Source organism: Reichenbachiella sp. 5M10 (assembly GCF_002742335.1).
Classification (GTDB): domain Bacteria; phylum Bacteroidota; class Bacteroidia; order Cytophagales; family Cyclobacteriaceae; genus Reichenbachiella.
Genome location: NZ_MDGR01000007.1, coordinates 2,110,928 through 2,128,992 on the forward strand (window position 1 = coordinate 2,110,928; position 18,065 = coordinate 2,128,992).

Annotated in this window: 14 protein-coding genes; 3 read left to right on the top strand and 11 right to left on the bottom strand. The window is 44.8% G+C overall.

Annotation, left to right across the window (positions count from 1 at the left end):
* Positions 1–42: 42 nt before the first annotated feature.
* The 5 genes from BFP72_RS08525 to BFP72_RS19185 all read right to left on the bottom strand — a co-directional run bounded on the left by BFP72_RS08525 (position 43) and on the right by BFP72_RS19185 (position 4,158).
* A complete protein-coding gene (locus BFP72_RS08525) occupies positions 43–1,596 on the bottom strand; it encodes an arylsulfatase (protein ID WP_099598736.1) in 1,554 nt (517 codons plus the stop codon).
* Between the two features lie 208 nt (positions 1,597–1,804).
* Positions 1,805–2,578, bottom strand: coding sequence for a hypothetical protein (locus tag BFP72_RS08530; RefSeq protein ID WP_185123747.1), 774 nt, complete (start codon positions 2,576–2,578; stop codon positions 1,805–1,807).
* Positions 2,579–2,629: 51 nt separating this feature from the next.
* Positions 2,630–3,478, bottom strand: a complete 849-nt coding sequence (locus BFP72_RS08535; protein WP_099598738.1) for a hypothetical protein — start codon at positions 3,476–3,478, stop codon at positions 2,630–2,632.
* A gap of 137 nt (positions 3,479–3,615) precedes the next feature.
* Positions 3,616–3,945 carry a hypothetical protein gene (locus BFP72_RS19180; protein WP_158233345.1) on the bottom strand — a complete coding sequence of 110 codons (330 nt, stop codon included), beginning with the start codon at positions 3,943–3,945 and terminating at the stop codon, positions 3,616–3,618.
* 3 nt (positions 3,946–3,948) lie between these two features.
* Positions 3,949–4,158, bottom strand: a complete 210-nt coding sequence (locus BFP72_RS19185) for a hypothetical protein (protein ID WP_158233346.1) — start codon at positions 4,156–4,158, stop codon at positions 3,949–3,951.
* 600 nt (positions 4,159–4,758) lie between these two features.
* On the opposite strand from BFP72_RS19185, the gene BFP72_RS08550 reads away from it, so the two are divergent.
* A complete protein-coding gene (locus tag BFP72_RS08550; protein WP_099598740.1) occupies positions 4,759–5,490 on the top strand; it encodes a hypothetical protein in 732 nt (243 codons plus the stop codon).
* Positions 5,491–5,666: 176 nt separating this feature from the next.
* Positions 5,667–7,691 (top strand): caspase family protein, encoded by a 2,025-nt coding sequence (locus tag BFP72_RS08555; RefSeq protein ID WP_099598741.1) that lies wholly within the window; start codon positions 5,667–5,669, stop codon positions 7,689–7,691.
* Positions 7,692–7,909: 218 nt separating this feature from the next.
* Here BFP72_RS08555 and BFP72_RS08560 read toward each other — a convergent pair whose 3' ends face one another.
* From BFP72_RS08560 to BFP72_RS08585, 6 genes are all read right to left on the bottom strand, one after another.
* Positions 7,910–8,395: a hypothetical protein gene (locus tag BFP72_RS08560; RefSeq protein ID WP_143519995.1), complete on the bottom strand. Its 486-nt coding sequence runs from the start codon at positions 8,393–8,395 to the stop codon at positions 7,910–7,912.
* Between the two features lie 162 nt (positions 8,396–8,557).
* On the bottom strand, positions 8,558–10,012 hold the full coding sequence (locus BFP72_RS08565; RefSeq protein ID WP_099598743.1) for an arylsulfatase: 1,455 nt from the start codon (positions 10,010–10,012) through the stop codon (positions 8,558–8,560).
* 122 nt (positions 10,013–10,134) lie between these two features.
* On the bottom strand, positions 10,135–11,682 hold the full coding sequence (locus BFP72_RS08570) for a DUF1254 domain-containing protein (protein ID WP_099598744.1): 1,548 nt from the start codon (positions 11,680–11,682) through the stop codon (positions 10,135–10,137).
* Positions 11,683–11,688: 6 nt separating this feature from the next.
* The gene (locus BFP72_RS08575) at positions 11,689–12,753 is read right to left on the bottom strand and encodes a DUF1254 domain-containing protein (protein ID WP_221406494.1); all 1,065 of its coding nucleotides are present in this window, start codon (positions 12,751–12,753) and stop codon (positions 11,689–11,691) included.
* A gap of 61 nt (positions 12,754–12,814) precedes the next feature.
* Complete coding sequence (locus BFP72_RS08580) at positions 12,815–14,092, bottom strand: BamA/TamA family outer membrane protein (protein WP_143519996.1); 1,278 nt, start codon at positions 14,090–14,092, stop codon at positions 12,815–12,817.
* A gap of 406 nt (positions 14,093–14,498) precedes the next feature.
* Positions 14,499–15,917, bottom strand: coding sequence for an aminotransferase class V-fold PLP-dependent enzyme (locus tag BFP72_RS08585; RefSeq protein ID WP_099598746.1), 1,419 nt, complete (start codon positions 15,915–15,917; stop codon positions 14,499–14,501).
* A 203-nt stretch (positions 15,918–16,120) separates the two neighbouring features.
* Here BFP72_RS08585 and BFP72_RS08590 point away from each other — a divergent pair, with 203 nt between their 5' ends.
* On the top strand, positions 16,121–18,049 hold the full coding sequence (locus BFP72_RS08590) for an ATP-binding protein (RefSeq protein WP_099598747.1): 1,929 nt from the start codon (positions 16,121–16,123) through the stop codon (positions 18,047–18,049).
* Positions 18,050–18,065 lie beyond the last annotated feature (16 nt).

Here is an 18,065-nt window from a genome sequence, read left to right on the forward strand (position 1 = left end):
GGATCAAACTAGAACAGCCTTTGTTCAAAGATTTACTTGCACCTAATGGCCGGCATGAGCCGAGTCTTGTAGTTTTCTCATCACCTCATCCAAATTGAAAGAAGCAGGTTTTTGTCTTGGTGGATAATCCACAAATGTCTGTAGAAACTGCCCCACATAAGCCTGTGCAGGTACAAACACATAGGCATTGGACAACACCCAATCCCAATAAGTATTGGAAATAAAGTCCGCTGTCTCGTAAGGATCTGCTCTGAGATCAAACAACTTAGGCAACCTCAAAGGAACGAAAGGCTCTGCCCAAACATCCAAAGTACCTTTCGATCGCTGTTCCATAAATACCAACTTCCAATTTTCGTAACGCAAGCCTACCAACTGTCCATCGTCATTGAAGTAAAAGAAAGATTCACGAGGAGATCTTTCTTCCTTGCCTGTAAGGTATGGCAAGATATTGTATCCATCCAAATGCACTTTGAAAGTCTTTCCATCTGCCTTATGTCCTTTCAACAGTTTGTCACTGATTTTAGGTTCACCGGCTGCTGCCAGCAAAGTCGGCAACCAATCCAAGCCACTGACGATCTCATTGGAGATACTGCCTGGCTCAATCTGACCTGGCCATCTGATCATAGCAGGTACACGATAGGCTCCTTCCCAGTTGGTCACTTTCTCACTTCTAAACGGGCTCAAACCTGCATCAGGCCAAGAGTTCTTGTGTGGACCATTGTCTGTAGAATAGATCACGATGGTATTGTCATCCACTCCTAGCTCCTTGAGCTTATCCAAGATTGTACCAACATGCCTGTCGTGCTCCATCATACCGTCCGCATATTCGGTCGGTGCAGTGAGTCCTGCAGGGCTACGGTTCTCTTCTTTCACGTGGGTATAGAGATGCATTCTAGTAGCGTTCCACCACACGAAAAATGGCTTATCATCGTTCACTTGACGTTCCATAAAATCCATAGCTGCAGCAGACGTCTCATCATCGATGGTTTCCATTCTCTTCTTGGTCAATGGTCCCGTATCTTCGATTTTGCCATCGGCAGTACTATGAATCACACCTCTTGGTCCAAACTTCTTTCTGAAATCATCTCCTTGTGGGTAGTTGTGTCTTTCTGGCTCCTCTTCCGCGTTGAGGTGGTAGAGGTTCCCAAAAAACTCATCAAAGCCATGGGCCGTAGGCAAAAATTTATCTTTGTCGCCCAAGTGGTTTTTCCCAAACTGGCCAGTCGCATATCCCAAAGGCTTGAGCAACTCGGCTATCGTCGGATCTTCGGCTTGTAGACCCAGATCAGCTCCTGGCATTCCTACTTTGGCAAGACCTGTACGATATGTACACTGCCCGGTGATAAAAGTCGAACGACCCGCTGTACAAGATTGCTCCGAATAGTAATCTGTAAAAATCATACCATCTTTGGCAATCTGATCAATGTTGGGGGTACGGTACCCCACCAGACCCATAGAATAGGCCGAAATATTGGTTTGCCCAATATCATCACCAAATATCACCAAGATATTTGGCTTTTTCTTTTTCTGAGCTTCCGCTAGGGGCGCGCACAACACGGCGGCTACCAGCAGAAGTAAGGCTGATTTTCGTTTCATAGGATAATCATTAAGTTTATATACAATTGTCTAAAGTTAGTACATGCTACAATAAACAAGCTTTGATTTTTTTGCTTTTTTGATGATCATATTAGCTACCCTCACCCCCCTACATCAGTTAATCACTTGACTGACAAACAAATACAACTCATCGTAGTACATACAAAGTCTCATTAGGCACTCATGAACTACAAAAGTTCAACAACAACTATGGTTTGATGAACTGCAAGTTGATCCCTGTGAAGACTTGCAACTGTGGCTGTGTGCCTTTGTGCAGCATGGAATACTGAGGTTCTATGAAACAGTTGAATACCGTATTGCCCACTTTGACCACCTTGCCGATCCCTAAGGCCATAGGCACGGCATAAGACTCGTTTTCAAAATCAAAGTACCAGATTGGTGCACCTCTCAGGTAGAGTCCTTTGCCCAACTGCCAGAAATAGAAGGGCTGGATCGCGGAGTTGTTGGTATCCGCACGATCATCATCTCCCGCGATAGAGGTCTGCCAAGTAATCAATCCCCCAAGTTGAAACTGTGGAGACTTGACCACAAAAGCTACAATAGCAAAGCCTGCCTGCCACTTGCCCGTGCCTAGTGCATCCTCCGAAGCGGTCGGTGCGGAAATCATCGGGCCGACACCTACCGTAGCATTAGCCTTGGAGATGAAATTGTACGACATGAAGGCATTGATATCACCCAAGCCATTTTCAGCGTTGACGATCCCTGTACCATCTGGCATAGCAACTGTACTGAGTGGTGCAGACACCCTCAGCAACAGCTTGCCAGACGAGAACGGCTTGGCAAATCTCACCCACGAGGTATTAAGGTATGCATCGTCAGGTGCGTCTGTCAGCTTAGGCATGTAGTAGTTGTGAAAATTAAGTGCTGTCATGTTTGCCAGTGGATTGTTGGCCTGTGCAGCGCTTGGCGCTGCTTCCTTTTGCTCCTCTTGGGCATAACTCATCCCAAGTGAAAGGATCATGATACAAAGAGTTAATAATGTCTTTTTCATGGTGAATGTTTTTGTGTCTGTTTAGAATATTACTTGAAATTGCACAATTGCTTCCCAATTTCCAACAATGGAAGGTCTTACTGCATTGTAAAATAGTTGCGCTGTAGCGCAGTAAAACAGACCGGACTTTCCGATCTGAAAAGTTTTGCCTCCTCCTCCGCCCACCGGCAGTAGCAGTTGCTCGCCCTCGTCGGCTCGCCAGTTGTTGATCACCGTGGCGTTGCTCTCAATAAACCAGCCCTTGGGCAGGTTGTAGTAAGTGAAGTATTGGAAGTTGAAGCTGTTGACCTGATTGACTCCCTCACCTCCGAGCGACCAATAGTTTTGCACTACAAAACCACCCGAAAACTTGTCGCCACCGTGATTCAACAAGAAAGAGGGCCCCATGCTCACGCGGTTGCTACCCAATGCTGCATTGGTGCGGGTGGGCAGCTGTATCGCCGGGCCGATGCCCCAGCTTACCTGTCCCTTTTTCTCTATCGAAGAAAAGTAGCCATTGAAAAGGATGTTGCCCAGACCACTGGCTCTCGCCGTAGCATCTCCAGAAGAAGAAACTGACACTAAAGGCACATGCGACACCCCCCCTACAGCAGGTATCCCCTGAAATGGAATAATGGTATAGGTGATCAGCTTGATATTTTTAGCGATTTTGAATGGCCAAACAGGCTGGACCGAGAAAGACTGTGCCACGCCTTCACCGACGGGCAGTAGGACTTCCTGCAAATAAACACTCCGCAAACCTGCGACGGGGTCTTGTCGCTTTTTGGCCATTTCTTCTACGGAAAGGGTCTGTAGGCTGTCGGTTTGGGCGAGTGTGCTGAAAGAAATACTCAGACAGAGTACAAAAAGGTATGATTGAAGAGGTTTCATTCGTAGTTAAAAGAGCCCTTCAAGGGTTTTGAACCCTTGAAGGGCTAATCATCAAAATTATTTCACCTTTACAAAATCGCCCGGGCTTGTACGTGCGGTCGAAGAAAGGCTTCTCCGGGCCATAGAAGCGAAACAGACTAAACCAGCCTCTGCCGGGTACCGTTTTGATGAAGTTGGGCTTGCTTTTTCGCACTTGTTGGACCAACATCTCTTCGTATGTGAGTGACTGCATCGTAGGAAGCTCCTCTTTTACCTTTTCCATAATTGCTAAAACTACTGGATTTTTTGAATATAACTTCTCTTTCTGGAAGCTCAACCTCCTTGATCTCTGGCTGTTTGATGTCAACACCAAGGCTCTTATTCAAGTTGTCGGCCTCTTGCATCAGTACCTTACTGTACTCCCTGACAGCCATTTTTTCGGTTTGATTGATTAAATCCTTTCCTTTCAAAGTCCTTAATAAAGCCATTGATTAACGATTTATCTTCTGAGCCAAAAATAGTTGACTATTAGGTCTTAGCAAGGCTCCATATTCTCCAATCAAGTTCATATTGAAAGTAAACTTGGATTCTCCCACGAGCTGCAATTTACGATAAAAATCCTCTTGACGTCTTCTGGCCTGCTGTACGGATTGTTTGCTGACTTCCTCGTTTCGATAAAGCGCATTGAGTGAATAGCTCATGACTTCTCGGTTGTCTTGGAACCACCAAAGTGTGGGGTGTTGGAGTTTTTTTAATATCGATCGAATAGGCCTCCTTAGCTAGCTCAATCACCTTTTCCAGATAATCAACCTGTATTGCATTTAACCAATTACCCGCTCCAGATCCTTGATTTTTTCTTTGAGCTGTTTGACTATCTTCATCTCGACGATCCTAATGTTTTTTTAAATTGTAGGTAGAACACTTGACTAAACCCAATAATAAATAACTGATTACCAATCCCATAGTGACGCTCCACTTGAGGTACAGACAAGTACCCTTCTCAGGGTCGTCAACTAGCTTAAGTTTCTCTGAAGATTTTCGGTGAGAAATAATGCGATTTTCCGTTTTTTTCATTTTTCTTTACTTTAAATGGTCAAACTATATCAGGGAATGACATAGCCTATTAATGCTTTGGCAAGTAATAAAACCCCGAATAATTGTCGCCTATTTAATAACTAAATGGCATTGCTTCAGCAATAGACTAGCGGCCTTTGGGGTTGTTGCACTCATGTTATCAATTGAGTAGTTTTGCTGGTTAGCTAGTTGGGAGTCATAGCATTCCTATTGAAAGAAAGAAAGAAATGAAAAAAGCATTATTACTAGGGGCATTGCTGTGCCTTGGGCTATCTACCTATTCTCAGAGTCATAAGTACGAAGTTTATGTTGGCGCATTAAATGAAGCTACTCCAGAGTTTGGTTTGAAGGTTGGCATGGAGAGAAACCTCAACCGCAAATTCTCTGTGGGATTGATTGGATATTTCATGCCTGAAAGAGGATGGGGCGGTCATGACGCTTTATCGTACGGCACCCCTCTCGACTCGTACTATTCGACTTTTAAGGTGGATACCGACAAGAAAGAATACGGTGTTTCAGCGAGCGTTTCATACAATCTAAGGTTTGGAGATGGCGTCTTTATGAAGTTTTCATTATTACCAGGGTACTTCAACCTTTCTACCAAGCATTCTCTACACGAGGGTGAAAATGAGCACGTTGATGATTCGTACCGTGAGAAAATCGAAAATTGGATAGAAGAAATGCCCACTGGAGAAGGGTCGTTTGCGTTAGGTTTTGGAGTAGGTTTTGGAGTGAAAGTATTCAAAGGGATATTTATAGTAGGGGATGTTATGTTTTTACACCCTTTCAAAAACATTCCTACCCATTACGATTTTCAGGATGGCATTACAGATGTCACGGATCATGTAGATAATGGCACCTACGACATGGTCGATTGGAATAAAAATCAAAACATGGATCCAATGTGGGGATATATGAGTCTTGGGATAATGTACCGATTCGGGACTTCCAAAATTTGATTTTTACCAAATCAGATCAAGCTTATAAATTCCACAATCTCCCCTCTCATGATCTGTTCCATAACATATCATGATGATATTGGATGTAGATATATGTCTTGTCAAGAGACAAGACATGAAGACGATAAATCAGATCAACCCAATTACTTTTTAAAATTGTTGAATACGCTCGCCATATGAAAATTAAAATATTACTCCTTTTGGTGAATAGTTTGATCGCTCAAACTATGATCGCCCAAAACAAATACATGTCCTACAAAACTTCAGGACTAGACGGGCTGGCATTGACGTACACGTATGATTACAAGTTCTTGATTGCCTCAGGCAATGAAACAGTCAACATCTGGTACTCTGAGAGTGAGACTGAGAAAGGTAGCATAGAGACTAATCACAAACTGGTCAGGTCTGTTTGGCTAGCCCCTGACAATGAAACGCTATTTACAGCAGGTGAAAACAAAGGCAAGTCGCACGACATCCAAGTTTGGAATATTGACAGGTTGTCGGCTATCAAATCGTTTGGTGATCACAAGGAGCAAGTCCTATGTATCAAAGGATTTAGCAAAGGCCAAAAGATCATCAGCGCATCCCAAGATCAGAAAATTCATATCTATGACGTAGCAACAGGCTCGCTGGAAAAAGAAATCTCTGCGAAAGGCGTACCCATGGATCTTGCTATTCACCCAGACGAAGACGAGCTAGCAGTAGCATTGTCAACAGGCGATGTGGCTATCTATAAAATCGGATCGGGAGAGCTGATAGAGTCCATCAATATTTCTAAAAAGTGGGTGCTGACTGTAGATATCAGTCCGGATGGCAAAACCCTAGCCGCAGGAACCGAGGATGGTCTGATCTTCTTTACGGACTTTGGAGAGGAGACTACTTATCGCACCACCAAAGACGAGCACAAAGGCATGATCAAAGACATTGCTTTTAGTGGTGATTCGAAGTATTTGATCTCTGCCTCATCCAGAAATGATCTCATCACTTGGATCGTAGAGGATAGAGTCGTCAAAAAACAAGAAAATATGGACGATGGAAAAATTCTCAGTGCGATCGCCATCAACCCTAACGGAAAATACATAGCAGGAACCTATAGAACTGTCAAGACTGTCAATATCTGGGACATCACAGAACTTGACATCACTCCTACCTATAGCCTACTTGATAAGACCGACAAGGTACCACCTCAGCTTTTCGTCTCGAATCCACCTCGCACAGATGAAGGTCAAGTCAATCTATCACAGGACAATATTGTGCTGAAAGGTATCGTCACTGACGATGCAGGTGTGAAATCCCTCCTCATCAATGGTGAGCATGCGCCCATGAAGTCATCAGGGCAATTTGCCTACTACACGGCCCTCAAGATGGGGCAAAACTACTTCACCATGGAGGCTGAGGACATCAATGGTAATACGGCACTTAAGCGATTTGTAATCAATAGAAGAGACCTAGTCGCCAATGGCTACAGCCGTGAGAAAGCTAAGAATTATCTATTCGTCATCGGAATCGACAGATATACCTTTTGGCCACAGCTATCCAATGCTGTCAAGGATGCCAAAGACGTAGTGAGTATCCTGACCGAAAAGTATCAGTTCACGCCAGACGAAACTATCACGATCTACGACGAAGAGGCGACGAGAGACAATATCTACTCTCAACTGAAGGGTCTAATTCCAAAATTGACTGCTAATGACAACCTACTCGTCTATTACTCAGGTCATGGTCACTATGACGATCTATTGAACGAAGGCTATTGGGTGCCCTACAATGCCAAGAAGTCTGAATCAGAATACGTCTCTAACGGCGATCTGATGAAGGTACTTGGCGCAATGGAAAATCAACATACGTTCTTAGTCGTGGATGCATGCTTCTCAGGATCGCTGTTTGCAAGTGGGTCAAGAGGTTTTACCAAATCATCAGAAGGATTTATCCAAAAAGCAGAGCAATACAAATCTCGATGGGCATTGGCCTCTGGGCGACTCGAAACTGTATCCGACGGAGCTTATGGCGCGAATAGCCCTTTCGCTACTCGGTTTATAGAATTTCTAAATCAAAATGCTGATCAAGACCACTTCCCAGTATCTGAGGTAGTCCAATATGTCAAGGTCAAAGTGGCCAACGACGTACGTCAGGTACCATTGGGTAACCCACTGAAATCACTTGGGGATGAAGGTGGTGAGTTTATTTTTTATACGAAGTGATCGCTCGTTTACTCCATTTGGGGTTCCATTTCCAAAATCGCCCTTATTTAACTCGAAGTTTCGAAGGAAACGAGGGGCATTTTCATTTAAAAGCGGAATCCCCGTTTAGACTTGCCTCCATTTGTAAAGAAGTAAAAATCAACTGTAACCTTGCGTCTCCAAATTCAAGCTGTTGACCTTATTTGCTCCCTCGCCTCCGAGCGACCAATAGTTTTGCACTACAAAACCACCGGAAAACTTGTCACCGCCGTGGTTGAATAAGAAAGACGGTCCCATGCAAGGGCTTCATTGGTCCTCGTGAGTAGCTGCACGGCTGGGCCAACGCCCCAGCTTACCTTGCCCTTTTTCTCGATCGAGGAAAAGTACCCGTTGAAAAGGATGTTGCCGAGACCAGAGACGCGCTGTGTGGGATATCCCGATGAGGAGATCGTTTGTAAGGGCACATGTGACACACCTCCCGTTGCGGGCATTCTCTGAAAAGGGATAATGGTATACGTGATCAGCTTGAGGTTCTTTCCCAAACGGACTGGCCATACGGGCTGCACTGAAAAGGATTGCGCCAAGCCATCACCCACGGGCAAAAGGACTTCCTGCAGATAAACACTGCGCAGGCCTGCTACAGGGTCCTGACGCTTTTTGGCCATTTCCTCTACAGTCATGGTAGGTGTGCTGTCAGTTGTGCGGTAACCGATATACTTAGGCAAGTAATAAAAATACAGGTCAGTAGAAGTTTCATACAGTAGGAAAATACAGACCTAGCAGGTTTTTGAAAACTGTCAGGCCTGTCGTGAATGAAGAACCCTCCAACGGTTTGAACCCCTTGGAGGGTTTTACTAGCTTAATATTACTTCACGAATTCCAAATCATTATTTAGGAGTAAAACTTCCAGACTCTTGTCTTACGGGGTATTCTTTAAAAGTAGCCATGAAATTCGCTACCACATCTTTCAATGGCTCAAAAGCAAACATGCGCTTGACCAACCAGTCGTCATAGTAAGAAGAGCTTTCCATGGCAGATTCAAATGGGTCTGCATATAAATCAACCAATAGAGGTGCTTTATGTGGGGTTTGCATTTCAGTCCAGGCGCCAAGTCCTTCATGGTCTTGTGTAGAGAAGTGAAACTTCCAACGTCCAATACGAACTGCTCCCAAAGTGCCATCATCTACAAAGGCAAAGAACTCATTGCGAGGACCATTTTCCTCTTTTCCTGTGAGGTAAGGCAAAAAGTTGTAACCATCCAAGTGCACCTTGTATCCTTGATATCCACTCAATAATTTGCCTTTGACATTGTCCTCACCAGCAGCAGCCACCAATGTTGGCAAACAGTCTTCTAAAGAAATGATCTCATTTGAAACTTTTCCAGCTTCAATTTTACCAGGCCACTTGATCATAAAAGGCACTCTCAGACCACCTTCCCAAGTAGTGGCTTTTTCACCTCTAAATGGATTGGTGCCACCATCGGGCCATGAAAATTTTTCAGCTCCATTATCTGTGGTGTAAATGACGATAGTGTTGTCCGCAATCCCAAGTTCCTCAAGCTTATCCAGCAACTGGCCAACTTGTTGGTCATGCTGAGCATAACCATCTGCATTGATACCTAGACCAGTTTTTCCTTCATACTCATCAGGTAGATGCGTAAAAATGTGCATTCTGGTAGTATTGAACCAACAGAAGAAAGGTTTGTCTGCTTTGCTCTGCTCTTCTATAAAATCCATCGTTCCATTCAAAAATTCCTGGTCGATGGTCTCCATACGCTTCTTCGTCAAAGGTCCCGTATCCTGAACTTTACCATCTGCAGTTGCTTTGATCACACCTCTTGGGCCATATTCCTTTCTAAACTTGGGGTCTTTAGGATAATCAGGGTTTTCTGGCTCTTCTTCTGCATTCAAATGGTACAAATTCCCAAAGAAAACATCAAAGCCATGGTTGGTTGGAAGAAACTTATCTAAGTCACCCAAGTGGTTTTTTCCAAACTGTCCACTGGAGTATCCAAGTGGCTTCAGCATCTCAGCGATAGTTGGGTCTTCCTTTTGTAATCCTATAGGATCTCCAGGCATTCCGATTTTGAGCAGTCCTGTTCTTTTGGGAGATTGCCCTGTAATAAATGCAGCTCTTCCGGCTGTGCAACTTTGCTGTGCATATGCATCGGTAAAACGCATACCCTCTTTGGCTATGCGGTCAATGTTGGGGGTGGTATAGCCCATCATCCCATTATTGTAGGCACTGGTATTGAACCAGCCTATGTCGTCACCCATGATCACTAGGATGTTGGGCTTTTTGTTTTTTTTTCTGGGCGTGGACCAGTGGCATGCAAAAAACACATGCGACTATGAGTGTCCAAATTGATTTGTTTGTTCTCATGGTTTTTGGTTTAAATGAAAATCTTTAAAGAAGTTAAAAAAAACTCCAAGGTTTTAAACCCTTGGAGGGGTATTGTTCTATGTTATTTCACCTTCACGAAATCACCGGGCTTGTACGTACGGTCGAAGAAAGCCTGCTCTGGTCCATAGAAGCGGAACAAGCTAAACCAGCCTCTGCCAGGTACGGTTTTGATGAAGTTGGACTTGTTGTCTGGATTGTCCGGTCCTATGAAGAAGGTCACTGAACCGTCTTCGTTTGCTGCCAACTCGTTCATGGTATTGAGCGAAGGATAAACTTGCCCCTCGGCATCTACACCCGCTGCGGTCTCTGCGTCATACAAAGTGAGTGAGGTAAACAGCTTGGCTGGCATATCAGCAGGGAAGGTAATTTCATAGCTGTTTTCACCCATGAGGTAGTTGCCCTCGCTGTCTTTGTAAGCATTGCCATACTTGGCTCCCAAGCCGACGATAGACGACATCATACCTGTACTGATCGAGTAGTGGTTGATGTACATGTGCGCTTTGGCATTGACATCTGTATGCTTGGTCACTCTGTCTCTAAATTCCTCGTCTATCAAAGTATGCATAAAATCATCAAGCTCTGTATGTGCATGAGCGACCCATTTGCGGTCGTTCCACCACAGGCCGTCAGGCTCTCCGTCAAAATTAGCCGCGATGTTTTTGGCCATGCGCCAGGCCGTCTCAGCAGCCTGACCGAGTAGCTCCTTTTGGCGAGTTGTTGGATTGAATGCTGTACCTTTTTTGATACCGATAGCTGTCAACATGCCGTGCATGTATGGATCGATGTTGTCCACACGATCGCTTTGGATGAAACGGTTGAGCATTTCGAAATAAGAGAAGTCATGCGCAAACAAGGCATCTGATGGGGTATCAGAGGCATGCTGAAAATCCATCGGCTTAGCCTCACCCTCTAGCGGGTAAATCTTGATCCCCTGTACTGCGTCTACGCCGGGCTGTAGGTTGTCCACAGATTGGAAAAAACCACGTTGGAAGATAAACACGCCGTTGGTTTTGCTGGTGTATAGGTAATATCCCTCAGGCACCTCTCCGTCATACCCCTCGGGTACGATCAGGTACTTGCCTCCTTTGCCGCGATCTGGTCCAGGGAAGCCAATGTCGCCCAAGAAGCGGGTACCATCGGGGCGCTCTGGCCCTTCGAGTGGTCTGTGCCAAAAGTCATCCAACAATCCCTGTAGCATCGGAGGTACATCCAGCACCAAAGGACCTGTTTTGCTCAGATCGGCAAAGCCCAGTGCATAGATCACATCCGAGTTGGGCGTGGTGATGATGGTTTGGGGTTTTAGCCTTTTCTCAAAGACCGAGATGACGTTGTAGCCTTCGCCAAAGGTCTTGCCGAGGCCTTCTTTCATCGCGAACATATTCACGGCTGGCAATGCCCACAGATAGGTCTGCGTGGCGCGTTGGAAATAAAGTTCTTCGTCCAGTGTACGAGACACCTCAGCTGTAGGGTAACCTCCCTCAAGCGGCAGACTGGCCAGGGTTTCATAGCGGTTCGACTCGGTAGCAGCACTTTGCTGCTTTTCTTGTGGCTGACAAGCAGTGAACAGCACTGCTCCAGCCAGGGATAAGTTTAAGATATGGTTTTTCATGTCTATTTATTTCAAATCTGGTAAAACATAATCTCCGTTGATCACGGACTCGCCAGGCATATACACCCTGAAACAAATCCAAAAGGGCTTGGATGGTGTAAGGAGTTTATTAGTGTATTCTGCTTTTTCAAATTGGTCTTTGGGCACGTAATACATGTCAAAGCTTTTGCCGTCCGGGTTCAACTGTATTTCTGTGTTGCTGATGGTAGAGCCTTCGTCCGTTTTCAGGTATTGATCAGCCCCATAGATGGTGATGGAGTAAAAGCCAAGATTGGCGTCTTTCATTTCAGGAATCTTGTATGTGGCTTTGTATACTTTGCCTTCTTCTAGATCATACTGTGCGGTCAGGTACTGTGCATCTTTGTCTGGCAGTAGTCCAGTGGCGATAGACACGCCGCGGTTGCGATCTTCGAGCGAAACGGGCGCATCGATTGTCCCCATAGTACCTTGCACTCCTTCTTTCTTAGCTACATCCACATAGGTGGCCAGTACTTGTTTAAACTCTGCCATGTTCCAATTGGTCACCTGGAATGATTGAGGTTGGTAGCCATTCAGATATTCCAATTGCAACTGATCCTGATACTCATTTACTTTCTTGATGTCAGCAGTATCATTTGGGTTGACTTGCATACGTACATTAGCCCAAAAGAAATCCGTAGTTTTGGGTGCAGGGATCACATATCGACCCGGGCCATAGAATACATCCGCAGTGATATGGTTGTGATTGACTATGTGCAGGGACATGTATCGTCCGTCGTTTTCCGGCAAGGTGATCGCTACATCTCCTCCACCGTCCAAGATGGCAAAAGAATAATCCGTGTCGCGATTCATCAATGGTGCAGGCTGCTCATCTAGGGGCATGGGCTTGCGGTGATGGTTCCAAGTGTTGTTGGCACCTTGTACAAACTCCTTCTGCATGGCGAGATCCGCCATCGCTAAAGCAAAATTATCTTTGGTCACGCTGACAGTGGAAGCTTGCTTAGTTTCTGTTGTTTCATTCTTTTTTTGTGGCTGACAGGCTGTAAATAGCACAGCAGCAGCCATAGATAGATTTAAGATGTGGTTTTTCATAATATTGAAATTAACAATTACAGGTTGAAAATATTATTGTTGTGTAAGGATAAGGTAGGTGTTAAAAATTTTCATTTAGTCGCAAAAAGAATCCAGTGGTGCCATAGTTGCCCCAGCCGTAATCTATCCCGAGGTTGGTCCGAGCCTTTTTGCTAATGTTGAGTCTGAGCCCTACGCCATATCCCGGCTCGATGTATTCGAACAAGCTAATGCCATTGTCTCCACCATTGGCCGTAGTAATATTGGCATATGCCACGGCACCAAAGAATTTAGGATTTTTGGCAGTCGCCAGTAAGTGCCTTCTGAATTCAATTCCAGCAAAGACTAGATCATAGCCTCGGAAACGCCCCTGTGCGTAGGGTTCAGAGGATTTGGCATATTGATCCCATGCAGAGGCTGGGAGGTTCATGTAAGGCAAATTACCTGAAGTTGTAAAATTCCCGAATGCCCAAAGCGCCAAGATATTGTTACTATCACCGTCGAAACTGAAGTAATCTCGGTATTCCATCCATAGCTGAGTCGAACTTTGGTCACTGCCCATGAATTCTGGATTTATTTTAAATGAAAGCAAGGCATACCGACCACTATAGGGGTTGTTGATATTGTCACGGGTATCGAGCATGCCGTTGAGCGAAAGTCCTACCAACGTACTTTCCTCCTGATCAAAGCCTTTGGCTACATTGTAGGCATAGTAAGGAGTAATCACCGTATCGCTAGGCGCCAAACTCAACAGTTGATCATTGATGTTGCTGAACAAATCCAGATGCAAACCAATACCCGCATAAAAGCCCTTGTCATTGATTTTTCGCAAAGCCGTTTCATAAAATCGAAAAAACTGAAATTGCATCATATCCGCTTCCGACGTACCGTCATAGCGCTTGTCATTGAACTCAAAACCACTATCTGCCAACCTTGCTGATTGTGGTCCTGTACCCAAGCCCCAGGTGGGTTGTGAAGAATCCAGATATCGCCAGTCCCCCATCAATATCCATTCATTATTACTGGTGTATACCGTAGACTTTAGGGTAGTGATGGTCTGCTTTTTGGTGGTAAATGCTATGCCTAAAAGGGCCGAAGACAACTTCGTCGTAGCTGGTTCTCCTAGAAAGGCACTGGCCGCAGCACCTGCGCCATAAATAAACCCAAACGCCGGATTGGCTCCAATGACTGGAACCGGTGTGATGTACACATCTCCCTTTTCGGGTGGCTTGTTCTTCTTGGCTTGTTTCTCGGCTTTCTTGTCTACCTTGGCGCTATTCACACGCTGCGCACAGACAGGGTTGGCCGTTACCAAAGTACATAGAAAGAGGAACAGAAAGTTTAGGCTTAGTTTTTTCATAATCTATTCAGAATGACTCAGGCAGTAAAGTTGGCAACAATGGAAATGAGACTCCTCCTCATTCAATGGTTGGACTTTTTCCATTGATAGAATATCCCATATATTGAATAGCCCGCAAACTATGGCCTGCTCAATCCAAGAAAAAGAAAGACGAATGGATACGTACAACCTAGAGTCACAGGAGCATAACACTCCAGACACATGTAAGGCAGACACACGTCCACCCCCATTCAATAATAGACCCGCATATGACCGTCCAATGGTTAGCTTCATGGTTTAGATGGTTCTTCAATAAAAGTCTCCTAAAGATTCAATTCTAACATCGAATCATACAACTAGTAGACTTATCAAAGTTGCTAACAAAGCGGCACAAATTCAAATGAAACAAACAAGTATATGGTTATCCCTATACCTCAAACACGCTTTGGATTTCATCCGTTGCTACTGTTTCACTCCCAACTAGCTCATAATCATTCGTTGCAGGATTGTATCGGTAGTCTTTGACCCATTCCTTATTATTTTTCGCAATCTCTTCGACTCCTTTCAATACCCGCTTCAACTCTTCGTCAGACATGGTAGGGTGCAGTGACAGACGTACAAATCCAGGTTTGTGCGTCAGGTTTTTTTGATCAATCTGATCCGTCATGCTCTGCGATTGTTCCTCGTCTATCCCAAACAAATAGTGCACATAAGTACTCGCACATGCCCATCCTCCACGTACTTGTACTCCAAAGCGATCATTGAGCATGCGCACTACCGCATTGTAATGTATGCCTTGGATATTGAAGGAAACCACTCCTATCCTATCGGCCGTCAACTCTCCTACTATCTCTAGTCCATCGATGGCTTGTAGTCCTTGGATCGCCTGATCAAGTAGTACCTTTTCCCTCTTTTCCATTTGTTCGACTCCCATTTTTTCTTTGAGGCGAATAGCCAATGCGGCACGGATCGTTTGCAAGAAAGCTGGCGTACCACCGTCTTCTTTTGTCTCGATATTGGCATGTATACCATAATCTCCCTTGGGCTTAGTCCAAGTGACATTGCCTCCACCTGGGATGGTGGAGTGTCCTCCGTATAGCCTTTGGTCAAAAACCAAAACTCCGCTTGACCCAGGTCCTCCTAGAAATTTGTGCGGAGAAAAGTATATCGCATCCAACTGTTTTGATATGTCTTGTGGGTGCATCTGAATTGTCACATATGGAGCAGTCGCAGCATAATCAACGAAACACTTCCCCCCGTATTGATGGATCATCTTGGCTAGCTCGTGTACTGGCGTAAGTATACCCGTCACATTGGACCCAGAAGTAAACGCCCCTATGAGGGTCTGACGGTTTGCATACTGAGCCAGCAGTCTATCCCACTGTTCCAAGTCTATTTCGGCATGCTGATTTGGTGGAACGACTATCACTTCGGCTCCCGCGTCAATCCAGGCCACCTGATGAGAGTGGTGCTCCATATGTGACAGCAGTACCACAGGTTTCTCATCGTATTGTTGCAAATTGAGTATTTCGATAAACCGGTGCATTGCTCCAGTCATTCCGCTACCTGTCGTGACCAACACATCCTGGTCGGTCGCTCCCACATGTACTTTGATAATCTCACGGGCCTGTAGGTAAGCTGCCGTCATCTGACTCCCCGTCTTGTTGGAATACGAATGGGTATTGGCCAACCACGGCCCTATTTGATCAGTCATGATGCGCTCAATGGGTCGATACAAGCGGCCTCCAGCAACCCAATCTGCATAAATCATCTGTTGTGTACCAAAACGCGTCTCGAAACATTGGTCCCAGCCGACGATATTTTCTCTCACTTCATCGAATATCATTTGTAGTCTTGTTGTTTGCTTGCAAATTTGGACAAGCTGTAAAAAAGATCACTATCATTTCTGATTTTTCATTTCAGCAATCCCCCACCTGCTTTATTATTTACCAGGATTTGACATGGAATTATTTTTAATATGTCTCTACTTGGGTATTTTTACGACTCTAGGACATCACTCTTTGCAGTGATTCATGAAAACGAAGAACATTGATCAAACACCTACTCTTTACTTTCCTTCTGCTGTTTCAAGTCAGCTTGTTGCTAGCCCAACAAAAATCGCCGATACAAAACATCGACAGCTTGAAATCCATCCTGACCGAGGTACAGGAGGAGCCACTAGTAGACCTCTACAATGCCATCAGCTGGAACTACCGCAACATCACCATAGATTCATCCTTGTACTATGCCCAAAAAGCCAATACACTATCCCGCAAATTGGATTACTCTTTGGGGCTGAGCAAAAGCTTGAATTTCATTGGCATTGCCAAAAGAAACCACAGTGACTTTTTGGGAGCATTGGAGCACTTCTTTGAAGCACTAAAGCATGCCGAGCAAAGCAGAAACCTCATACAAATCAGTTACTCATTGATCAATATTGGCAATATCTACATCTTCCAAACGAACTACGAAGGAGCCATCGAATACTTTGAAAAAGCACTCATCAATGCCGAAAAACTAGAGGATTTAGATCTAAGAGCCTATTGTCACGTCAATCTCGGAAGGTCATATACAGGACTACACCGCTACAAAGAAGCAGAAAATCACTTACTCGCTGCGATCAATTTGCGAGATCAGCAACAAGACCGAGAAGGAAAAGTCATCTCCAGAGTTGATTTGGCCAACCTCTACATCCTCAGTGACCGACTGGATGAAGCACTCGATATACTCATGACCAACTTACCCGAAGTACAAGCTTTGGGGCACAAGACGACTCTAGGCTACAACTACCTCAACATCGCCAAGGTCTATCTAAAAAAAGGGAATTTGAACAAAGCAGAGCACTACGCCAAACAAAGCCTTGCCATCAGTCAAAGCAACCACATTAAAACTGTCGCTAGTGAAATACTCAAGTTGCTCTCCTCTATCTATGAATCTTCTCACCAGTACGCCAAAGCACTCCAATACCATCAGCAACACCTGATCACCAAAGATTCTATCTTCAGCGAGGAAAACACACGCAAAATCGAATCTCTACATGCGACATATGCTGCAGAAAAAAAGGAAGCCGAAACCCGCTACCTCAAGCAACAGTCTGAACTCAATCTCATTATCATCAACCGACAAAAAACCATCATCTGGCTCACTGTCATTGCTGCAATCATGTTTTTCGCTTTGGCGGTCATCTCCTTCAAAGCTGCCAATGACCGAAAGAAAATGACACTAGAGATAGAGAAGCAAAAAGAAGAGGCATTCAAGCACAACAACAACCTCATTGATCTCAATCACGAAAAAAACAACCTCATCCGTATCCTATCCCATGATCTCAGGGCACCAATCAACAACATCAAAGGATTGACTCAAGTACATCTAGATAGCCACGAGGAGAGTTTTGACGAAGACGATGTAGATACTCTCAACCATATCGTAAGCGAATCAGATCGCTTGCTAGGGATGATTACCAAAATCCTCAATGTTGAAGCGCTTGAAGAAGAAACCAAAAGTTATACAACAGACAAAGTCAACGTCAACTACGTCGCAGAACAAGTACTCGACAACTATGCCTCGGCTGCCAAGGCCAAAAACATCCGCATTGTCCCTAGACTAGGCACTACCCCTTTATTCATATTGGGAGATCAAATGCACCTACACCAGGTTATGGAAAACCTCCTGTCCAATGCCATCAAATTTTCTGAAAGAAATACAGAAATACAGATCAAAGTCACCAAAACCAAACCGAGCGGTAGGGTTCAAATCTCCTTTACGGATCAAGGCCCTGGACTGACAGACGAAGACAAAACCAAAATCTTCAAAAAATTTCAGACGCTCAGTGCCAAGCCTACGGGTGACGAGCAATCCACAGGTCTCGGCCTGTCCATCGTCAAGCAATATGTCGAACAAATGGACGGATCAGTATGGGTAGATAGTGTGATTGGCAAGGGGTCCACGTTCTACATGGAGTTCTTGAGCGCGACGTGAAACCAAGCACTAATCA

Excerpts from the sequence above, each read along its gene's own strand:
- BFP72_RS08570 (WP_099598744.1), bottom strand. The coding sequence starts at position 11,682 with ATGAAAAACCATATCTTAAACTTATCCCTGGCTGGAGCAGTGCTGTTC.
- BFP72_RS08555 (WP_099598741.1), top strand. The coding sequence starts at position 5,667 with ATGAAAATTAAAATATTACTCCTTTTGGTGAATAGTTTGATCGCTCAA.
- BFP72_RS08535 (WP_099598738.1), bottom strand. The coding sequence starts at position 3,478 with ATGAAACCTCTTCAATCATACCTTTTTGTACTCTGTCTGAGTATTTCT.
- BFP72_RS08530 (WP_185123747.1), bottom strand. The coding sequence starts at position 2,578 with ATGATCCTTTCACTTGGGATGAGTTATGCCCAAGAGGAGCAAAAGGAA.
- BFP72_RS19185 (WP_158233346.1), bottom strand. The coding sequence starts at position 4,158 with ATGAGCTATTCACTCAATGCGCTTTATCGAAACGAGGAAGTCAGCAAA.
- BFP72_RS08550 (WP_099598740.1), top strand. The coding sequence starts at position 4,759 with ATGAAAAAAGCATTATTACTAGGGGCATTGCTGTGCCTTGGGCTATCT.
- BFP72_RS19180 (WP_158233345.1), bottom strand. The coding sequence starts at position 3,945 with ATGGCTTTATTAAGGACTTTGAAAGGAAAGGATTTAATCAATCAAACC.
- BFP72_RS08525 (WP_099598736.1), bottom strand. The coding sequence starts at position 1,596 with ATGAAACGAAAATCAGCCTTACTTCTGCTGGTAGCCGCCGTGTTGTGC.
- BFP72_RS08575 (WP_221406494.1), bottom strand. The coding sequence starts at position 12,753 with ATGAAAAACCACATCTTAAATCTATCTATGGCTGCTGCTGTGCTATTT.
- BFP72_RS08580 (WP_143519996.1), bottom strand. The coding sequence starts at position 14,092 with ATGAAAAAACTAAGCCTAAACTTTCTGTTCCTCTTTCTATGTACTTTG.
- BFP72_RS08585 (WP_099598746.1), bottom strand. The coding sequence starts at position 15,917 with ATGATATTCGATGAAGTGAGAGAAAATATCGTCGGCTGGGACCAATGT.